We start from the raw sequence: 17,074 nt of genomic DNA on the forward strand, positions 1-17,074 counted from the left end.
CTTACTTCTCCTCGTCCGAGAGAACGGTGTGCGCGGGGCGCTCGGTGGCGGGGCGGGTGTGGGTGACGGCGGGCTCGTTGCCGCCGAGGAGCAGGTACAGGACGGCCATCCGGATGGAGACGCCGTTGGCGACCTGCTCGACGACCGTGCAGCGGTCGGAGTCGGCGACCTCGGCGGTGATCTCCATGCCGCGGACCATCGGTCCCGGGTGCATGACGACGGCGTGCTCGGGCATCCGCGCCATGCGCTCGCCGTCGAGGCCGTAGCGGCGGGAGTACTCCCGCTCGGTCGGGAAGAACGCGGCGTTCATGCGCTCGCGCTGCACGCGCAGCATCATCACGGCGTCCGACTTGGGCAGCACCCGGTCGAGGTCGTACGACACCTCGCACGGCCAGTGCTCGACGCCCACCGGGACCAGGGTGGGCGGCGCGACGAGGGTGACGTCGGCGCCGAGGGTGTGCAGCAGGTCCACGTTCGAGCGGGCGACGCGGCTGTGCAGGATGTCCCCGACGATCGTGACGCGCTTGCCGGCCAGGTCCTGGCCGAGCCCGGCGTCCCGGCCGACCAGGCGGCGGCGCATGGTGAAGGCGTCGAGGAGGGCCTGGGTGGGGTGCTGGTGGGTGCCGTCGCCCGCGTTGATGACGGCCGCGTCGATCCAGCCGGAGTTCGCGAGCGTGTAGGGCGCGCCGGAGGCGCCGTGACGGATGACGACCGCGTCGACACCCATGGCCTCCAGGGTCTGGGCGGTGTCCTTCAGGGACTCGCCCTTGGAGACGCTCGACCCCTTGGCGGCGAAGTTGATGACGTCGGCGGAGAGGCGCTTCTCGGCGGCCTCGAAGGAGATCCGGGTCCGGGTCGAGTCCTCGAAGAAGAGGTTGACCACGGTACGGCCGCGCAGCGCGGGCAGCTTCTTGATCGGCCGGTCGGCGACGCGGGCCATCTCCTCGGCGGTGTCGAGGATGAGAACGGCGTCGTCGCGGGTGAGGTCGGCGGCCGAGATGAGGTGTCGCATCATCTGGTGGGCTCCGTAAGGGAATTCAGGTGTGCGGGTGCCCGGGTGGAGGGTGTCCTCCGCGGGGCACGGCGGGCATGCGGGCGCGCGTCAGCTCGCGCACGGACCGGGGGCCACGGGGGCCGGTCGTGCGGGAAGGAGCTAGCGCTCGCCGGCCGGAGCGGTCGGCTTGGCACCGAGCAGCACGGCGTCGCGGCCGTCCTCCTCGGCGAGCTGGACCTTGACCGTCTCCCGCAGCGACGTCGGGAGGTTCTTGCCTACGTAGTCGGCGCGGATGGGCAGTTCTCGGTGGCCGCGGTCGACGAGAACGGCGAGCTGCACCGCGCGCGGGCGGCCGATGTCGTTCAGGGCGTCGAGGGCGGCGCGGATGGTGCGGCCGGAGAAGAGCACGTCGTCGACGAGGACGACGAGGCGGCCGTCGATGCCGTCACCGGGGATGTCGGTGCGGGCGAGGGCGCGCGGCGGGTGCATCCGCAGGTCGTCGCGGTACATCGTGATGTCGAGGGAGCCGACCGGGATCTTGCGGCCGGTGATCTCCTCGAGCTTCGCGGCGAGCCGCTGGGCGAGGAAGACACCCCGAGTGGGAATGCCGAGCAGGACCACGTCCTCCGCGCCCTTGGCGCGCTCGACGATTTCGTGGGCGATACGGGTCAACACCCGCGCGATGTCCGGGCCTTCGAGAACGGGCCGCGCGACATCGGAGTCATGCGTGTCCATGTAAAACGGACCTCCTTCTCCGCCTCACGGGACGGACCTTAAAGGACGTCTAAATTGCGCCAACTGCGTCCTCCACGGTACCAGCAACGGCAACGCGGGCCGTCACCACCCCCACGGAAGGGGCCCTCGGACCCATTCGGCTTGACGCAGCCAAGTAACGCTGCGTAACCTCACAGTGAGTCACCAGCAGCGCGGCGGAGCCGCACGTTGTCACAGCGTCCGGGGAGCTATATGTCCAGCGAATACGCCAAACAGCTCGGGGCCAAGCTCCGCGCCATCCGCACCCAGCAGGGCCTTTCCCTCCACGGAGTCGAGGAGAAGTCCCAGGGTCGCTGGAAGGCGGTCGTGGTCGGGTCGTACGAGCGCGGCGACCGTGCCGTGACCGTGCAGCGCCTTGCCGAGCTGGCGGATTTCTACGGCGTTCCGGTGCAGGAACTCCTCCCGGGCACCCCGCCCGGCGGTGCCGCCGAGCCCCCGCCCAAGCTGGTCCTCGACCTGGAGCGGCTCGCCCACGTCCCGGCCGAGAAGGCGGGCCCCCTGCAGCGTTACGCCGCCACGATCCAGTCCCAGCGCGGTGACTACAACGGCAAGGTCCTCTCCATCCGCCAGGACGACCTGCGCACCCTCGCCGTCATCTACGACCAGTCGCCCTCGGTGCTCACCGAGCAACTCATCAGCTGGGGCGTTCTCGACGCCGACGCGCGCCGCGCCGTGGCCCACGAAGAGGTCTGATTCTCCCAAGGGAGAGTTGAGCAGAAACGTGCCGCCGGGGTGGCCGGAACCGATTGGTTTCCGGCCACCCCGGCGGCCTTTTTGTGCGCCGTCCCGGAAGCGACAGATCCGTCGGAATCGGTCGGCGGACAGAAACCCTCGGCAGTGCGCGCGCCCGCGGAATGCAAAACGCCGTAGGGCCCGCAGCCAAACGGCTGCGGGCCCTACGGCGTCCGAGAAAAGCGGCGGCAGCCTACTCCCCCCGGCGAAGACTCGGCTTCAGCTCCTTGAAGCGGCCGAGCAGCCCATTGATGAAGGCCGGCGACTCGTCCGTGGAGAATTCCTTGGCGAGCTGGACGGCCTCGTCCAGAACGACCGCGTCGGGCGTTCCGTCGACCCAGACGAGTTCGTACGCGCCAAGACGCAGGATGTTCCGGTCGACGACGGGCATCCGGTCGAGCGTCCATCCGACGGCGTACTGCGAGATCAGCTCGTCGATGCGGGAAGCGTGCTTCTCGTATCCCTCGACGAGCTCCATCGTGTACTCGCTGACCGGCGGCTGCCGGGTGTCGGAGCGCGCGTGGCGCACCCAGTCCGCGAGGACCGTCAGGACGTCTGCACCGCGCTGGTCGGCCTCGAAGAGGATCTGGAAGGCGCGCTTGCGGGCCGTGTTACGGGCGGCCACGGTTAGCTGTTCACCCGGCCGAGGTAGCTGCTGTCACGGGTGTCGACCTTGATCTTCTCACCGGTGGTGATGAAGAGGGGCACGTTGATCTGGTGGCCGGTCTCCAGGATGGCGGGCTTGGTGCCACCGGTGGAGCGGTCGCCCTGGACGCCCGGCTCGGTCTCCTGGATCGTGAGCTCGACGGCGGCGGGCAGCTCGACGAAGAGGACCTCGCCCTCGTGCTGCGCGACGGTGGCCGTGAAGCCCTCGATCAGGAAGTTCGCGGCGTCGCCGACGGCCTTCTTGTCGATGTGCAGCTGGTCGTAGGTCTCCATGTCCATGAAGACGAAGTACTCGCCGTCCATGTAGGAGAACTGCATGTCGCGCTTGTCGATCGTGGCCGTGTCGACCTTGACGCCGGCGTTGAACGTCTTGTCGACAACCTTGCCGGAGAGCACGTTCTTGAGCTTGGTGCGCACGAAGGCCGGGCCCTTGCCGGGCTTGACGTGCTGGAACTCGACGACGGACCAGAGCTGGCCGCCTTCGAGCTTGAGCACCAGGCCGTTCTTGAGGTCGTTCGTGGAAGCCACGGTTGCGGAATCTCCTGGACTGACGTGGACGACGCCGGGGCACGCGCCGCGGTGGGTACCGCTAGAGCGCGAGCAGCTCCTTGGTCGTAATGGTGAGTAGCTCGGGTCCGCCGTCCGCTTCGCAGCGGACGACGAGCGTGTCATCGATCCGGACCCCGCCCCGGCCCGGGAGGTGGACCCCCGGTTCGACGGTGACCGGCACGCAAGCGTCCAGTTTACCCATGGCCGCGGGCGCCAACTGCGGGTCCTCGTCGATTTCGAGTCCGACGCCGTGTCCGATGCGCGGAGCGAGCCCGTCCGCGTAGCCCGCGGCGTCCAGTACGTGGCGTGCCGCGCGGTCCACGTCACGGCAGGCGGCGCCGGGGGTCAGGGCCTCGCGACCGGCCCGCTGAGCGGCGAAGACGAGGTCGTACAGCTCGATCTGCCAGTCCGCGGGAGAGGTGCCGATGACGAAGGTACGGCCGATCTCGCTGCGGTAGCCGCGGTAGCAGGAGCCCAGGCAGACGGAGAGGAAGTCGCCCTCCTCGACGCGCCGGTCGGTGGGCCGGTGCCCGCCGCGGCCCGAGTTCGGACCGGTGCCCACGGAGGTCGCGAAGGCCGGTCCGTCGGCCCCGTGGTCCACGAGGCGGCGCTCCAGCTCCAGCGCGAGGTGGCGCTCGGTGCGCCCCACCAGGATCGACTCGAGCAGCTCCCCCAGCGCCTGGTCGGCGATCTCGGCGGCGATCCGCAGACAGGAGATCTCCTCCTCGTCCTTCACGAGCCGCAACTGCTCCACGCCCTGCCCGAGGTCCGTCAGGCGCACCCCCGGCGCGACGGAGGCCAGCGCGTGGTGCCGGGCCACGGTGAGGTGGTGCTCCTCCACGGCCAGCGTCTCGGCTCCCTGCGCCGCGGCCTGCCCCGCCCCCACCACAGCGGGATCGCCCTCGGGCGCCGCGAGCACATGCGCCCGCAGCCCCGCGTCGGCCAGCTCCGTCCCCGGTTCCTCCCCCGGCGGCCGCCCGCACACCAGCACGTCCTCGGTCCGCCCGAGAAGAAGCACGGCACCGCTCGGCGCCGCGCCCGCGAGATAACGCACATTGGCAGGCCGCGACACCAGCGCGGCCGCACTTCCCCCACCCGCACAGCGCTCCCTGAGCCGCTCCCTGCGCGCGGCGTACACCTCTGACATGGGGCGAGCCTATGAGCGCGGAAGCGGCTCGGCCGGTTCAGCGCGTCCGGACGGGCGGTGGGCAGCTGCGCGCCGGGCGAGAGCGGGGGTGCGGTGGGCGCGGGGTGGGGGTTGCGTTGCGGTGGCTGTGTGAGGGCGCGGCGAGTACGGCAGGGGGCTTGCGTTCCGGGTACCGCAGGGGTGCGCGGCTGCGGGGAGGGTGGGGGCGGCTTGCCCCCAGGGCTGCTGCACGCGGCCTGACGCGGCCTGACGCCGGACGGGGACGGCTGCGTGCCGCCCGATGGCTGCCTGCCCCGGGGCGGCATGCGGCCACGCACCGGGCGGTACGGCTTGCCCGGACCGACGACGGCTGTGTGCTGCCCAGCACTGCTCTCCTCGGAGCGGAGGGAGCCGGTGCAACCGGTACAGCTTGTTCAGGGCGAGGTGCGGACTCGTGCCGTCGCCCCCGCGTCCGGTTGCCGACCGGGCCGCGCATGGCCGCACACCCAGCGGAGCCGGGCCGCATGGGGCCAGGGTGAGCGTGCGTCGCCCCACGCGGGCGTTCGTGGCTCTCGGGCAGTGCCTGGAACCCGGCGACGCACAAGTCCACTGCGGCGCCCCCCGCCCCTCAGGTGTCGCAGCCCACCCCGTCGTTGTCCCGGTCGAGGTGGCGGCCGTAGCCCGGGTCGCCGCGGTGGACGGGTGCCGCGCCCGCCGCTCGGGCCGCGGCACAGTTCTCGTAGAAGACGGAGCCCCCGCCGCCGGTCCCACCGCCGTCGGATCCGCCGCCGTCCGATCCGCCGTCGGCCGACCCACCGGAACCCGCGTCCGCGGGCGGCCGCACCGTGACGGTCGCCCTGACCGTCTTCGTGGCGCGCACCGTGACGGTCTCCGCGGGCTCGGGCCGGGGCTTCTTCGGCTTCGCCGTGGTGGTCTCCGTCGCCGTCCGGGTCGCCGTGGCCGTCGGCTGTGAGGCCGCGGCCTCGGGCTTCGCGCCGTCGTCGGATCCGGCGCCGCCGGCGGTCATGCCGACCAGGAACGCGACCGCGATCCCGGGGAGCACGAAGCGTTTCCGGGCCCACTTGGGCGCCGTCCGGGGCGGGCGTGGAGGAGTGTGCGGAGTGGTCATCTCGTCCCCCCAAGGGGCCGGTACCTCCGGATGTGGCCAGTGGCCGGGAGCCGACCGTAGCGCCGGGGCCGCAGGGGCGACAGGCGCCGGTGCGGGAGGTGACCTACTCGTGATGGGAGCGGTGTACGCCCGGGGTGGGCGGGACGGAGGATGCCCCCGAGGCGCGGGCGGTCCCCAAGCCGGGGGTGGTCCCCGAACCGGGGGCGATCCCCGAGCCGTGTGCGGCCCGGCGACAGCCCGCCGTCACCACTGGGGCGGGCTCGCGATCGCCCGCGCCAGGACGTCGTCCAGGAGGCGGGCCGTGGCGGGGACGTCGAGCTGGGAGTTGTCGATGATCGGCAGCCCCGAGCCGTACCACCCGGCCATGCGGCCGTGGATGCGGGCCACCTCTTCGTCCGTGAGGCGGCGGTTGCCGCTGCGCTGGGCGTTGCGCTCCAGGACGACCTCAAGACCGGGGAGCAGGACGACGGGCAGCAGACCGGGGCCGACGTGCCGCTTCCAGCCGCCGAGGCCGACCACGGGTCGGTCGGGGAAGACGGCGTCGTCGAGGATGCAGGAGATGCCGTTGGCCAGGAAGTTCCGCGCGGCGAAGCCGCAGGTGCGGCGGGCCAGGCGGTACTGCGCCTCGGAGTGGTCGTTCCAGCCCGACTGGGGGTCGGCGAAGCCCGAGCGCACCCATTCGCGTACGTCGTCGAGGCTGATGTGGGACGTCGGCACGCGCCGGTGCTCGGCCCAGAACTTCGCGACGCTGGTCTTGCCCGCGCCCGCGGGGCCGATGAGGAGCACGGCGAGCGTGGTGGAGCCCGTGTCGGCCCGGGCCGTGCCGGGCGGCGGGCTCGGCATGGCGACGGGGCCGCCGGGCGGGAGCTGGATGTGGCCGGTGGTGTCACGGACGGGCGGCGGGGCCGCGGGGGCGTGATGTGCGGCGGGGCCGGGGCCGGTCTGGGCGTGCCCGGTGGCCGCGGGGTGCGGGGCGTGACCTGGAGCATGCGGGGTCGGGGCGGGCGCGTGCGAGGTCGGACCTGGAGCATGCGGAGCCGGTCCCGGGGCGTGCGGAGCCGGCGCGTGCGGCGCACCCGGCGCGTGCGAGGCGCCCGGCGCTCCGGGCACATGCGGCGGAGGGGAGCCCGGAGCCGCACCCGGCGGCGGACCGCTCGGGTGGTGTGCGGCCGGGGACCAGCCGGTGGCCGGTCCGTGCCCCGGCTGAGGGGGCGGCGGCAGCGGAGACCCCACTGCGTGCTGCATCCGGTGCCACTCCGTCTCGTACGACTGCTGATGCGGGCGGCAGCCGGGGCCACCCTTACCGAACGGTACCGTCCCCGGCCGACGTTGTGTGAACGGCCGGGGCGGCCGAGAAGTGCCCATGGCTGATTCGGACCGCCCCGAACAGGGCGGATCGCGCGGTCAGTCGGCGACTTCCCCGTACGCGGCGAGCAGCACCGCCGGGTCCGGGCCCTCCAGGACGGTGGGCTTGGCGAGACCGTCGAGGACGATGAAGCGCAGCAGGTCACCGCGGGACTTCTTGTCGACCTTCATGGTCTCCAGGAGCTTGGGCCACTGATCGTAGCGGTAGCTCAGCGGCAGCCCGACGGACTCCAGGACGGTGCGGTGACGGTCGGCGGTCGCGTCGTCAAGGCGGCCCGCCAGGCGGCCGAGTTCGGCCGCGAAGTGCATGCCGACGGCGACGGCTGCACCGTGGCGCCACTTGTAGCGCTCGTTCTTCTCGATGGCGTGCGCCAGCGTGTGCCCGTAGTTGAGGATCTCGCGCAGGCCGGACTCCTTGAGGTCGCCGGAGACGACCTCGGCCTTGACCTTGATGGAGCGCTCGATCAGCTCGGAGGTGTGCGGGCCCGCGGGCGTACGGGCACCCTCCGGGTCGGCCTCGATGAGGTCGAGGATGGCCGGGTCCGCGATGAAGCCCGCCTTGATGATCTCCGCGAGCCCGGAGACGTAGTCGTGCACCGGCAGCGAGTCGAGCGCCGCCAGGTCGCAGAGCACGCCCGCGGGCGGGTGGAAGGAGCCCACCAGGTTCTTGCCCTCGGCGGTGTTGATGCCGGTCTTGCCGCCGACCGCCGCGTCGACCATGGCGAGCACGGTCGTCGGCACGGCGATCCACCGCACTCCGCGCAGCCAGGTCGCGGCCACGAATCCGGCCAGGTCGGTGGTGGCGCCGCCGCCGACGCCCACGATCACGTCGGTGCGCGTGAAGCCGGACTGGCCGAGCGCCTTCCAGCAGTACGCGGCGACCTCGGCGGTCTTGGCCTCCTCGGCGTTGGGCACCTGCACGGCCACGGCCTCGTACCCCTGGTCGGCCAGGTCCTGGCGCAGCGCGTCGCCGGTCTCCGCGAGCGACTCGGGGTGGATGACGGCGACCCGCTTGGCGGCGTCGCCGATCAAGGCGCCGAGTTCACCGAGCAGTTGCCGCCCGACGAGCACCTCGTACGGCTCGGTGCCCGCCGTGCCGCCGACGTGGATGCGCGTCACTGCCTCGCTCATGCTTCCTTCAACTCCAGTGCGTCGAGGACCGCTTCCGCGACCTCTTCGGGGGTGCGGTCGTCCGTGGTGACGACGGCGCGGGCGACTTCTTCGTACAGATGGCGGCGCGCGTCCATCAGCTCGCGCCACTGCTTGCGCGGGTTCACCAGGAGCAGCGGCCGGGCGGCGTTGAGCCCGACCCGGCGGACCGCCTCCTCGACGTCCATCGCGAGGTAGACCACGGGCAGGCCCCGCAGCAGCGCGCGGGTGCCCTCGTCGAGGATCGCGCCGCCGCCGAGGGCGAGGACGCCCTCGTGGTCGGCGACGGCGGTCCGCACCGCCGCGCGCTCGCGCTCGCGGAAGTACGGCTCGCCCTCGTCGAGGAAGAGGTCGGCGATCTCTCGGCCCTCGGCGGCCACGATGTCGGCGTCGGTGTCCCGGTAGGCCACGCCGAGCCGGTCGGCCAGGAGCGCGCCGACCGTGGACTTGCCCGAGCCCATCGGGCCCACGAGCACGACGCGCGGCCCGCTCACCGGTCCGGTCGCGTCGGCCGTCACCGGATCTGGAGGTTGTCGAGGTACGAACGGACGTTGCGGCGGGTCTCGGGCACGCTGTCGCCGCCGAACTTCTCCGCGACCGCGTCCGCGAGCACCAGCGCCACCATGGCCTCGGCGACGATCCCGGCCGCGGGGACGGCGCAGACGTCGGAGCGCTGGTGGTGCGCCTTGGCCGCCTCGCCGGTGGCCACGTCGATGGTCGCGAGGGCGCGCGGGACGGTCGCGATGGGCTTCATCGCGGCGCGCACCCGCAGCAGCTCACCGGTGGTGAGGCCGCCCTCGGTGCCGCCGGAGCGGCCGGTGGCGCGCTTGACGCCGTCGGCGGTGGCGATGATCTCGTCGTGCGCCTTGGAGCCCGGCACCCGCGCGAGGTCGAAGCCGTCGCCGACCTCGACGCCCTTGATCGCCTGGATGCCCATGAGCGCACCCGCGAGCCGCGCGTCCAGACGCCGGTCCCAGTGCACGTGCGAGCCGAGTCCCACCGGCACGTCGTACGCGAGCACCTCGACCACACCGCCCAGGGTGTCGCCGTCCTTGTGGGCCTGGTCGATCTCCGCGACCATCGCCTTCGACGCGTCGGCGTCGAGGCAGCGCACGGGGTCGGCGTCGAGCTTCTCGACGTCGGCGGGGGTCGGGTACACGCCGTACGGAGCCTTGGCCGCGGCCAGCTCCACGACGTGGCTGACGATCTCGATCCCGGCCGTCTCCTTCAGGTAGGAGCGGGCGACCGCGCCGAGGGCCACGCGGGCCGCGGTCTCGCGGGCGGAGGCGCGCTCCAGGATCGGCCGGGCCTCGTCGAAGCCGTACTTCTGCATGCCCGCGAGATCGGCGTGGCCGGGCCGGGGCCGGGTCAGCGGGGCGTTGCGGGCCAGCTCGGCGAGGGCGCCGGGGTCGACCGGGTCGGCCGACATGACCTGCTCCCACTTGGGCCACTCGGTGTTGCCCACCATGACCGCGACGGGCGAGCCCATGGTCAGGCCGTGCCGGACGCCGCCGATGAACGTGACCTCGTCGCGCTCGAACTTCATGCGGGCGCCGCGCCCATAGCCGAGGCGCCGCCGGGCGAGGTGGTCCGCCACCATGTCCGTGGTGATCGGGACGCCGGCCGGAAGGCCCTCCAGCGTCGCCACCAGTGCGGGTCCGTGGGACTCCCCCGCGGTCAGCCAGCGCAACCTGCTCAACGGTGCTCCTCATGCTCGCGCCTGGAACTGCTTGTCGGCGCGACCGGGTGCGCGGCCCTGGCCCGCCACCCCCGATCCTCCCACGTCCGGGGGCGTGACCCGGCTCCCGGTCCATCTGACGGACGCCTGGACGGACACCGCGGCCCCACGCACCCCGTGCGGCAGCCGTCAGCGCTCCGCGAGCGCCCGCTCCCCTGCCTTGCGCATCACGTCGAGCGGTCCGGGCGCCCGTCCCGTCATCTGCTCGACCTGCAGCACCGCCTGGTGCACCAGCAGGTCGAGCCCGCTGACGACAGCGCCGCCGTACGCCGACCAGCGCGCCGCGAGCGTCGTGGGCCAGGGGTCGTACAGCACGTCGAAGAGCGTGGTGGGCCGCTCCGGCACGACGTGGGACAGCGCGTCCGTGGTGCCCGCCGGGGTGGTCGCGATGACCAGCGGTGCGTGCAGGCCGCGCTCGGCGTCCGCCCAGTCGGCGGTGCGCACCTCGATGTCGAGCCGTTCGCCCCACTGCCGCATCTCGGCGGCGCGGGCCTCGCTGCGTACGTACGCGACGACCTCGCCGGTGCAGATCCGGGCGAGCGCGGCAAGCGCGGAGGAGGCGGTGGCGCCCGCGCCGAGGATCGCGGCGGACTCGACCTGCTCGATGCCGCGCTCCCGCAGGGCGGCGACCATGCCGGGGATGTCGGTGTTGTCGCCGGTGAGGCGCCCGTCGTCGGTCCGCACGACCGTGTTGACGGCCTCCACGGACGCGGCGGTGTCGCTGACCGAGTCGAGCAGCGGGATCACGGCGCGCTTCAGCGGCATCGTGAGGGAGAGCCCCGCCCACTCGGGCCCGAGCTGTTCGAAGAACCCGGGCAGCGCATCCTCGTCGACCTCGAAACGGTCGTACGACCAGTCGGTGAGGCCGAGTTCGGCGTAGGCGGCGCGGTGCAGCACCGGGGAAAGGGAATGAGCGATGGGCGAGCCGAGTACCGCGGCCCGCCGGCCGTTGACGCTCACTGTCCGTTCTGCTCCTTCAGGTATTTCTCGCGGTTCCGGTTCTGCTCCTCGTTCGTCTCCGCGAAGAGCGTCTTGTCGGCGCTGACGGAGACGAAGTAGTACCAGTTGCCCTTGGCCGGGTGCAGCGCGGACTTGATCGCGACTTCCCCGGGGTTGCCGATCGGTCCGGGCGGCAGGCCCTTGATCTTGTAGGTGTTGTACGGGTCCTTCAGCTTGCGGAGTTCGTCGACGGAACCGATGGCCAGCTTGGACTGGCCCTTCAGGTAGTTCACCGTCGAGTCGAAGTCCAGCAGGCCGTAGGTCTCGGTGTTGCCGGGCTTGAGGCGGTTGTAGACGACCGTCGCGACCTTCTCGAAGTCGTGCTTGTACTTGCCCTCGGCCTGGACGAGGCTCGCCACCGTGACGACCTGGAGCGGGTTCTTCAGGCCCAGTTCCGAGGCCTGTTCCTCGATGCCCATCGCGTCGTACTTCGCGGTGGCCTCGGCCACCATCTTCCGCAGGACTTCCTCGGGCTGCTGGCCCTTGGCGACGGGATAGCTGGAGGGGTAGAGGAATCCCTCCAGGGGGTCCTTGACTTCACCGCCGATGTTCGCCGACGCCCATTTGGGCAGGCCCAGGCTGCGCCACTCCTTCTGCGCGACACCCTTCGTGGTGCCCTTCTTGAGCTTCAGCCGCTCATCGATTTTCTCGTACACGCGCACGTTTCGCGTGCCTTCCGGAATGATGAGGTTGTTACGGCTCTTCGGGCTGAGCATCAATTCGACGGCGGACGCGGCCGACATCTGTTTCTTCAGGGTGTAGACGCCCGCCTGGATTTTCTGTCCGTCCGGGTTCTTGCCCTGTGCGGAGACGAATGCGTCGACACTCTTGACGACCCCTGCGGCCTTGAGCCGGTTGCCGATGTCATAGCCGCCGGAGCCCTTTTCGATGGTGACGGTGACATTCGACGCGGTGCCGTCGCCGGAGTAGTCCGGGGCCGTGCCGAAACGATCCTGGTAGAACTGGTAGCCGAAGTAGCCGATGCCGCCGAGGCCACCGGCGAAGACCACGGTCACGACCAGGCAGGCGCAGCCACTGCGGCGCTTCTTGGGTTTCTTGCCGCCGCGGCCGCGCCGGTCGCCGCGACCGCCACCACGCCCGGGCTCGTCGTCGTCCTCGTCGGCGCCGTCCGCGAAGAAGGCGTGCTCGCCCTGGTCGGGCCCGGGGTCCCAGTCCGTCTCGGGCTCCGGCTCGGGTGCGGGGCGCCGACGTCCCGGCGGCTCGGGCGGCGGGTAGGCCTCCGGCGTGCCGTAGTAGTCGGGGCGCTCCTCGGCGTAGGACCCGGGCTGCCCGCCGTAGGGGTCCACCGGGTCACCGCCGTACGGGTCCTGTCCGCGCTGCCCGTCCCAGCCGCCGTCGCCGGGCTGGCCGCCCCCGCCGTACTGGGCCTGGGCGGGCGCGTAGCCCTGCTGGTCATAGCCCTGGGAGCCGTAGGCCTGCTGCTGGCCCGAGTTCCAGTCGCCGTAGGGAGCCTGCTGCTGCGGGTGCTGGGGGTGCTGGGCCCCCTGAGGGTGCGGCTGCTGCTGCGGGTACTGCCCTTGCTGCGGGTGGGGCTGGTGGTGCGACTGCTGGGGGTGCTGCTGATGGGGCTGGTGCGGCTGCTGGGGGTGGTACTGCTCCTGGCCGCCGTAGGGGGACGAGCCGTCGGCCTGCTGTCCTCCCCATCCGCCGTCCCCGTACAACGGGTCCTCGGGATGCCACGGTTCGGAGCCTGGACCCCGGCCATACTCAGTCATCGATCCCCTACGAGCCGCGAGGCGGGGGCCGCCGGCTGGATGTCAGGGCAACCGTTCCGCCTCTTGATGCTGTGCGGCAGCTGTTCGAACGCCGCCGCATCGCGCGGAACGTTACCGTATCGCGATCAGATGACCACTTCGACGCCCTCGCCGGGGGCCCTTCCTGACGCCCGTTCGGACTCCAGCGCCTGCTGCAGGATCACCACGGCGGCCGCCTGATCGATGACAGACCTGCCCTTTTTGGACTTCACGCCGGAGGCGCGCAGGCTCTGACTGGCCGTCACTGTGGTCATCCTCTCGTCCACAAGTCTCACCGGAACGGGCGCAATCCCGGCGGCGAGCTCCTGGGCGAAGCCGCGGACCTTCACGGCGGCCGGGCCCTCGCCCCCCTTGAGGGAGCGAGGGAGCCCGACGACGACCTCGATCGGCTCGTACTCCTCGACGAGTTGCTTGAGCCTGCGGTGGGCGGCCGGGACGTCACGTCCCGGCACGGTCTCCACCGGTGTGGCGAGGATCCCGTCGGGGTCGCACGAGGCGACCCCGATCCGGGCGTCCCCGACGTCGATCGCGAGCCTGCGCCCGCGACGGATGCCTTCGGTCATCGGCGCGGGCCTCAGGCCGTCTCGGTGACGAGGCGCTCGACGGCGGCGATGGCGTCGCCGATGGCGGCCACGTTCTGGCCGCCGCCCTGGGCGACGTCCGGCTTGCCGCCGCCTCCGCCGCCGAGGGTCTTGGCGGCGGTGCGCACCAGGTCACCGGCCTTGAGGCCACGCTCGCGGGCGGCCTCGTTGGTGGCGATGACCGTGAGGGGCTTGCCGTTGGCCGTGGTGAACAGGGCCACCACGGCCGGGCGGTCGCCCGGGATGCGGCCGCGCACGTCGAGGACCAGCTTGCGCAGGTCGTCGGCGCCGGTGCCGTCCGGGACCTGGCCGGTGACCAGGGCGACGCCGTGGATGTCCTTGGCGCCCTGGGCGAGACCGGCGGCGGCGGCGAGGACCTTCTCCGCGCGGAACTTCTCGATCTCCTTCTCGGCGTCCTTGAGCTTGGCGAGCATGCCGGAGATCTTCTCGGGCAGTTCCTCGGGACGGCCCTTGACCAGCTCCTGGAGCTGGGCGACGACCGTGTGCTCCTTGGCCAGGAAGTTGTACGCGTCGACGCCGACGAGGGCCTCGATGCGGCGCACACCCGAGCCGATGGAGGACTCACCGAGCAGCTTGACCAGGCCGAGCTGGGCGGTGTTGTGCACGTGGGTGCCGCCGCACAGCTCCTTGGAGAAGTCGCCGATCGTGACGACGCGCACGCGCTCGCCGTACTTCTCACCGAACTCGGCGATGGCGCCCTGCTTCTTGGCGTCGTCGATCGACATGACCTCGGCCTGGACGTCCAGCTCGCGCGAGAGCACGTCGTTGATCTTCTGCTCGACGTCCGTCATCACGGTCGTGGGCACGGCCGACGGGGAACCGAAGTCGAAGCGGAAGCGGCCGGGCTGGTTCTCCGAACCGGCCTGGGCGGCCGTCGGGCCGAGCGCGTCGCGCAGCGCCTGGTGCGTGAGGTGCGTGGCGGAGTGGGCGCGGGCGATGGCGCGACGGCGGTGGGAGTCGATCGAGGCCCACACCGGGGCGCCGACGGTGATCTCGCCGACCTGCACGACGCCCTTGTGGACGTGCACGCCCGGCACCGGCTTCTGGACGTCGCGGACCTCGACGACGGCGCCGCTGTCCAGGCGGATGCGGCCGGTGTCGCCGATCTGGCCGCCGCCCTCGGCGTAGAACGGGGTGCGGTCGAGGACGATCTCGACCTCGTCGCCCTCGGTGGCGGCGGGCGAGGAGACGCCGTCGACGAGGAGGCCGACGATCACGGCCTCGTTCTCGGTGGCCGTGTAGCCCGTGAAGTCCGTGGCTCCGGCGTTGTCGGCGATCTCGCGGTAGGCGCCGAGGTCGGCGTGGCCGGTCTTCTTGGCCTGGGCGTCGGCCTTGGCGCGCTCCCGCTGCTCCTTCATCAGGCGCCGGAAGCCGTCCTCGTCCACGGTCAGGCCCTGTTCGGCGGCCATCTCCAGGGTGAGGTCGATCGGGAAGCCCCAGGTGTCGTGGAGCAGGAACGCCTTGTCGCCGGGCAGCACGGTGGAACCAGCGGCCTTGGTGTCGGTGACGGCGGTGTCGAGGATGTTCGTGCCGCCCTTGAGGGCCTTCAGGAAGGCGGCCTCTTCGGCGAGGGCGACGGTCTCGATGCGCTTGCGCTCGGTGAGCAGCTCCGGGTACTGCTCGCCCATGGTCTTGATGACCGTGTCGACCAGTTCGGCGACGACCGGTCCGGAGGCGCCGAGCAGGCGCATGTTGCGGACGGCGCGGCGCATGATGCGGCGCAGGACGTAGCCGCGGCCCTCGTTGCCGGGCGTGACGCCGTCACCGATGAGCATCACGGACGTGCGCATGTGGTCGGCGACCACGCGCAGCGAGACGTCCGACCCGTGCTCGGCGCCGTAGCGGACGCCGGTCAGCTCGGTGGCCTTGTCCATGACGACGCGCAGGGTGTCGGTCTCGTACATGTTCTGTACGCCCTGCAGGATCATGGCGAGGCGCTCCAGGCCGAGGCCCGTGTCGATGTTCTTCGACGGCAGGTCGCCGAGGATCGGGAAGTCCTCCTTGCCCGTGCCCGCGCCGCGCTCGAACTGCATGAAGACCAGGTTCCAGATCTCCACGTAGCGCTCGTCGTTGACGGCCGGGCCGCCCTCCTCGCCGAACTCGGGGCCGCGGTCGTAGTTGATCTCCGAGCACGGGCCGCAGGGTCCGGGGACGCCCATGGACCAGAAGTTGGGGCCCATGCCCAGGCGCTGGATGCGCTCGGCGGGGACGCCGATGACGTCGCGCCAGATGCGCTCGGCCTCGTCGTCCTCCTTGTAGACCGTGATCCAGAGCTTCTCCGGGTCCAGGCCGTAACCGCCCTTGTCCTGGGGCGAGGTGAGCAGCTCCCAGGCGAGCTTGATGGCGCCTTCCTTGAAGTAGTCGCCGAAGGAGAAGTTCCCGCACATCTGGAAGAACGTGCCGTGCCGGGTGGTCTTGCCGACCTCTTCGATGTCGGGCGTGCGCACGCACTTCTGCACGCTGGTGACACGGGGGGCGGGCGGCTTGGCCTCGCCGAGGAAGTAGGGCTTGAAGGGGACCATGCCCGCGGGTACGAGGAGGAGCGTCGGGTCGTCTGCGATCAGCGACGCCGACGGCACGACCTTGTGCCCACGCTCCTCGAAGAAGCTCAGCCAGCGGCGGCGGATTTCAGCCGACTCCATCAGTGGTCCTCATTCCGGTTGTACGAGTACGTCGTGTCCGTCGACTTGGCGAGGGACTTGGGGTGCTTCTTGGTGCCGGGTTCGACGAGCGCGAAGCGACGCTGCGCGGGCAGTTCGGGGTCGACCGGGGCGTTCACGCCGAGGGCGTCGCCCAGCTCGGCCTCGCGCTCGGCCATGCCGTCGCGGACGTCGAGCGCGAAGTCCTTGAGCCGGTGGCCCGCTTCGAGCGCCTTGTCGGCGGCCCGGGCGGCGAGGCTCTCCGGCGTCAGCTGCTTCAGCTTGCGGTTGACCTTGGTGGTGGCCCAGACGCCGGCGGCCGCGCCCGCGGTGAACCAGAACGTACGTCGGAACATCGCTGCGTCAGTCCTTCTTCCGCTTGCCCCGCCGTGCGGACGGGAGGGTGCGGCCCACGATCACCGTACGACGGGACGGCTTGGCGGGCACTTCCTTACGACTGAGGGCCCGGCGCACTCCGTAGCCGAACGCGGCCACCTTGACCAGCGGGCCGCCGAAGGTGGAGGCCACGGTCGTGGACAGCGCCGACGCGTTCGACGTGACTTCCTGGACATCCGAGGCGATGGCGTCCACGCGGTCGATCTGGGTCTGCGCGGAGCGCACGGCCGTCGAGGCGTCGGCGAGCAGCGGCACGGCCTGCTCGGTCACGTCCGCGACGAGCTTGGTGGTCGCCCTGAGCGTCTGCGCCAGCCTCGCCAGCGCCACGGCCAGGAAGGACACCAGAATCGCCCAGAAGACGGCCACCAGGATCCCGGCCACCTCGCCACCGGACACCGCTCACCGCTCCCTGAGACATCGCCCTGGATTCGCTGTGGATCC

The 17,074-nt window shown here is 71.7% G+C and carries 17 protein-coding genes; 1 reads left to right on the plus strand and 16 read right to left on the minus strand.

What is annotated here, in order from left to right; translation table 11 throughout:
* Position 1 precedes the first annotated feature (1 nt).
* Entirely contained in the window at positions 2-1,015 is a 1,014-nt protein-coding gene (locus tag ACZ6BG_RS25685) for an aspartate carbamoyltransferase catalytic subunit (protein WP_468453276.1), read from the minus strand.
* Between the two features lie 138 nt (positions 1,016-1,153).
* Positions 1,154-1,729 (minus strand): bifunctional pyr operon transcriptional regulator/uracil phosphoribosyltransferase PyrR, encoded by a 576-nt coding sequence (gene pyrR / locus ACZ6BG_RS25690; protein ID WP_468453274.1) that lies wholly within the window; start codon positions 1,727-1,729, stop codon positions 1,154-1,156.
* 231 nt (positions 1,730-1,960) lie between these two features.
* On the opposite strand from pyrR, the gene bldD reads away from it, so the two are divergent.
* The gene (gene bldD / locus ACZ6BG_RS25695) at positions 1,961-2,461 is read left to right on the plus strand and encodes a transcriptional regulator BldD (protein ID WP_016638847.1); all 501 of its coding nucleotides are present in this window, start codon (positions 1,961-1,963) and stop codon (positions 2,459-2,461) included.
* A gap of 232 nt (positions 2,462-2,693) precedes the next feature.
* On the opposite strand, the gene nusB is transcribed toward bldD, so the two are convergent.
* The 14 genes from nusB to ACZ6BG_RS25765 all read right to left on the minus strand — a co-directional run bounded on the left by nusB (position 2,694) and on the right by ACZ6BG_RS25765 (position 17,029).
* Positions 2,694-3,125, minus strand: coding sequence for a transcription antitermination factor NusB (gene nusB / locus ACZ6BG_RS25700; protein WP_289953505.1), 432 nt, complete (start codon positions 3,123-3,125; stop codon positions 2,694-2,696).
* 2 nt (positions 3,126-3,127) lie between these two features.
* Positions 3,128-3,694 (minus strand): elongation factor P, encoded by a 567-nt coding sequence (efp, locus tag ACZ6BG_RS25705; RefSeq protein WP_469005518.1) that lies wholly within the window; start codon positions 3,692-3,694, stop codon positions 3,128-3,130.
* A 61-nt stretch (positions 3,695-3,755) separates the two neighbouring features.
* Positions 3,756-4,862, minus strand: coding sequence for an aminopeptidase P family protein (locus ACZ6BG_RS25710; RefSeq protein ID WP_469005520.1), 1,107 nt, complete (start codon positions 4,860-4,862; stop codon positions 3,756-3,758).
* A gap of 607 nt (positions 4,863-5,469) precedes the next feature.
* Positions 5,470-5,970 carry an excalibur calcium-binding domain-containing protein gene (locus ACZ6BG_RS25715; protein WP_469005524.1) on the minus strand — a complete coding sequence of 167 codons (501 nt, stop codon included), beginning with the start codon at positions 5,968-5,970 and terminating at the stop codon, positions 5,470-5,472.
* A gap of 243 nt (positions 5,971-6,213) precedes the next feature.
* Complete coding sequence (locus tag ACZ6BG_RS25720) at positions 6,214-7,215, minus strand: AAA family ATPase (RefSeq protein ID WP_469005527.1); 1,002 nt, start codon at positions 7,213-7,215, stop codon at positions 6,214-6,216.
* A gap of 159 nt (positions 7,216-7,374) precedes the next feature.
* A complete protein-coding gene (gene aroB, locus ACZ6BG_RS25725) occupies positions 7,375-8,466 on the minus strand; it encodes a 3-dehydroquinate synthase (protein ID WP_469005529.1) in 1,092 nt (363 codons plus the stop codon).
* Complete coding sequence (locus ACZ6BG_RS25730) at positions 8,463-8,945, minus strand: shikimate kinase (protein WP_469006192.1); 483 nt, start codon at positions 8,943-8,945, stop codon at positions 8,463-8,465. The genes aroB and ACZ6BG_RS25730 overlap by 4 nt, the downstream gene beginning before the upstream one ends.
* 53 nt (positions 8,946-8,998) lie before the next feature.
* Positions 8,999-10,183, minus strand: coding sequence for a chorismate synthase (gene aroC / locus ACZ6BG_RS25735; protein WP_469005531.1), 1,185 nt, complete (start codon positions 10,181-10,183; stop codon positions 8,999-9,001).
* 168 nt (positions 10,184-10,351) lie between these two features.
* Entirely contained in the window at positions 10,352-11,182 is an 831-nt protein-coding gene (locus ACZ6BG_RS25740; RefSeq protein WP_469005533.1) for a shikimate dehydrogenase, read from the minus strand.
* Positions 11,179-12,957: an endolytic transglycosylase MltG gene (gene mltG, locus ACZ6BG_RS25745; RefSeq protein WP_469005535.1), complete on the minus strand. Its 1,779-nt coding sequence runs from the start codon at positions 12,955-12,957 to the stop codon at positions 11,179-11,181. Before mltG ends, ACZ6BG_RS25740 begins: the two co-directional genes overlap by 4 nt.
* 125 nt (positions 12,958-13,082) lie before the next feature.
* The gene (gene ruvX / locus ACZ6BG_RS25750; protein WP_468453507.1) at positions 13,083-13,547 is read right to left on the minus strand and encodes a Holliday junction resolvase RuvX; all 465 of its coding nucleotides are present in this window, start codon (positions 13,545-13,547) and stop codon (positions 13,083-13,085) included.
* A gap of 23 nt (positions 13,548-13,570) precedes the next feature.
* Positions 13,571-16,240: an alanine--tRNA ligase gene (gene alaS, locus ACZ6BG_RS25755; protein ID WP_469005537.1), complete on the minus strand. Its 2,670-nt coding sequence runs from the start codon at positions 16,238-16,240 to the stop codon at positions 13,571-13,573.
* Positions 16,240-16,593, minus strand: a complete 354-nt coding sequence (locus ACZ6BG_RS25760; RefSeq protein WP_469005539.1) for a DUF6167 family protein — start codon at positions 16,591-16,593, stop codon at positions 16,240-16,242. The genes alaS and ACZ6BG_RS25760 overlap by 1 nt, the downstream gene beginning before the upstream one ends.
* Before the next feature lie 7 nt (positions 16,594-16,600).
* Positions 16,601-17,029, minus strand: a complete 429-nt coding sequence (locus ACZ6BG_RS25765; protein ID WP_468453250.1) for a DUF948 domain-containing protein — start codon at positions 17,027-17,029, stop codon at positions 16,601-16,603.
* Positions 17,030-17,074: the final 45 nt, after the last annotated feature.

The organism is Streptomyces sp. NPDC041205 (assembly GCF_055591765.1).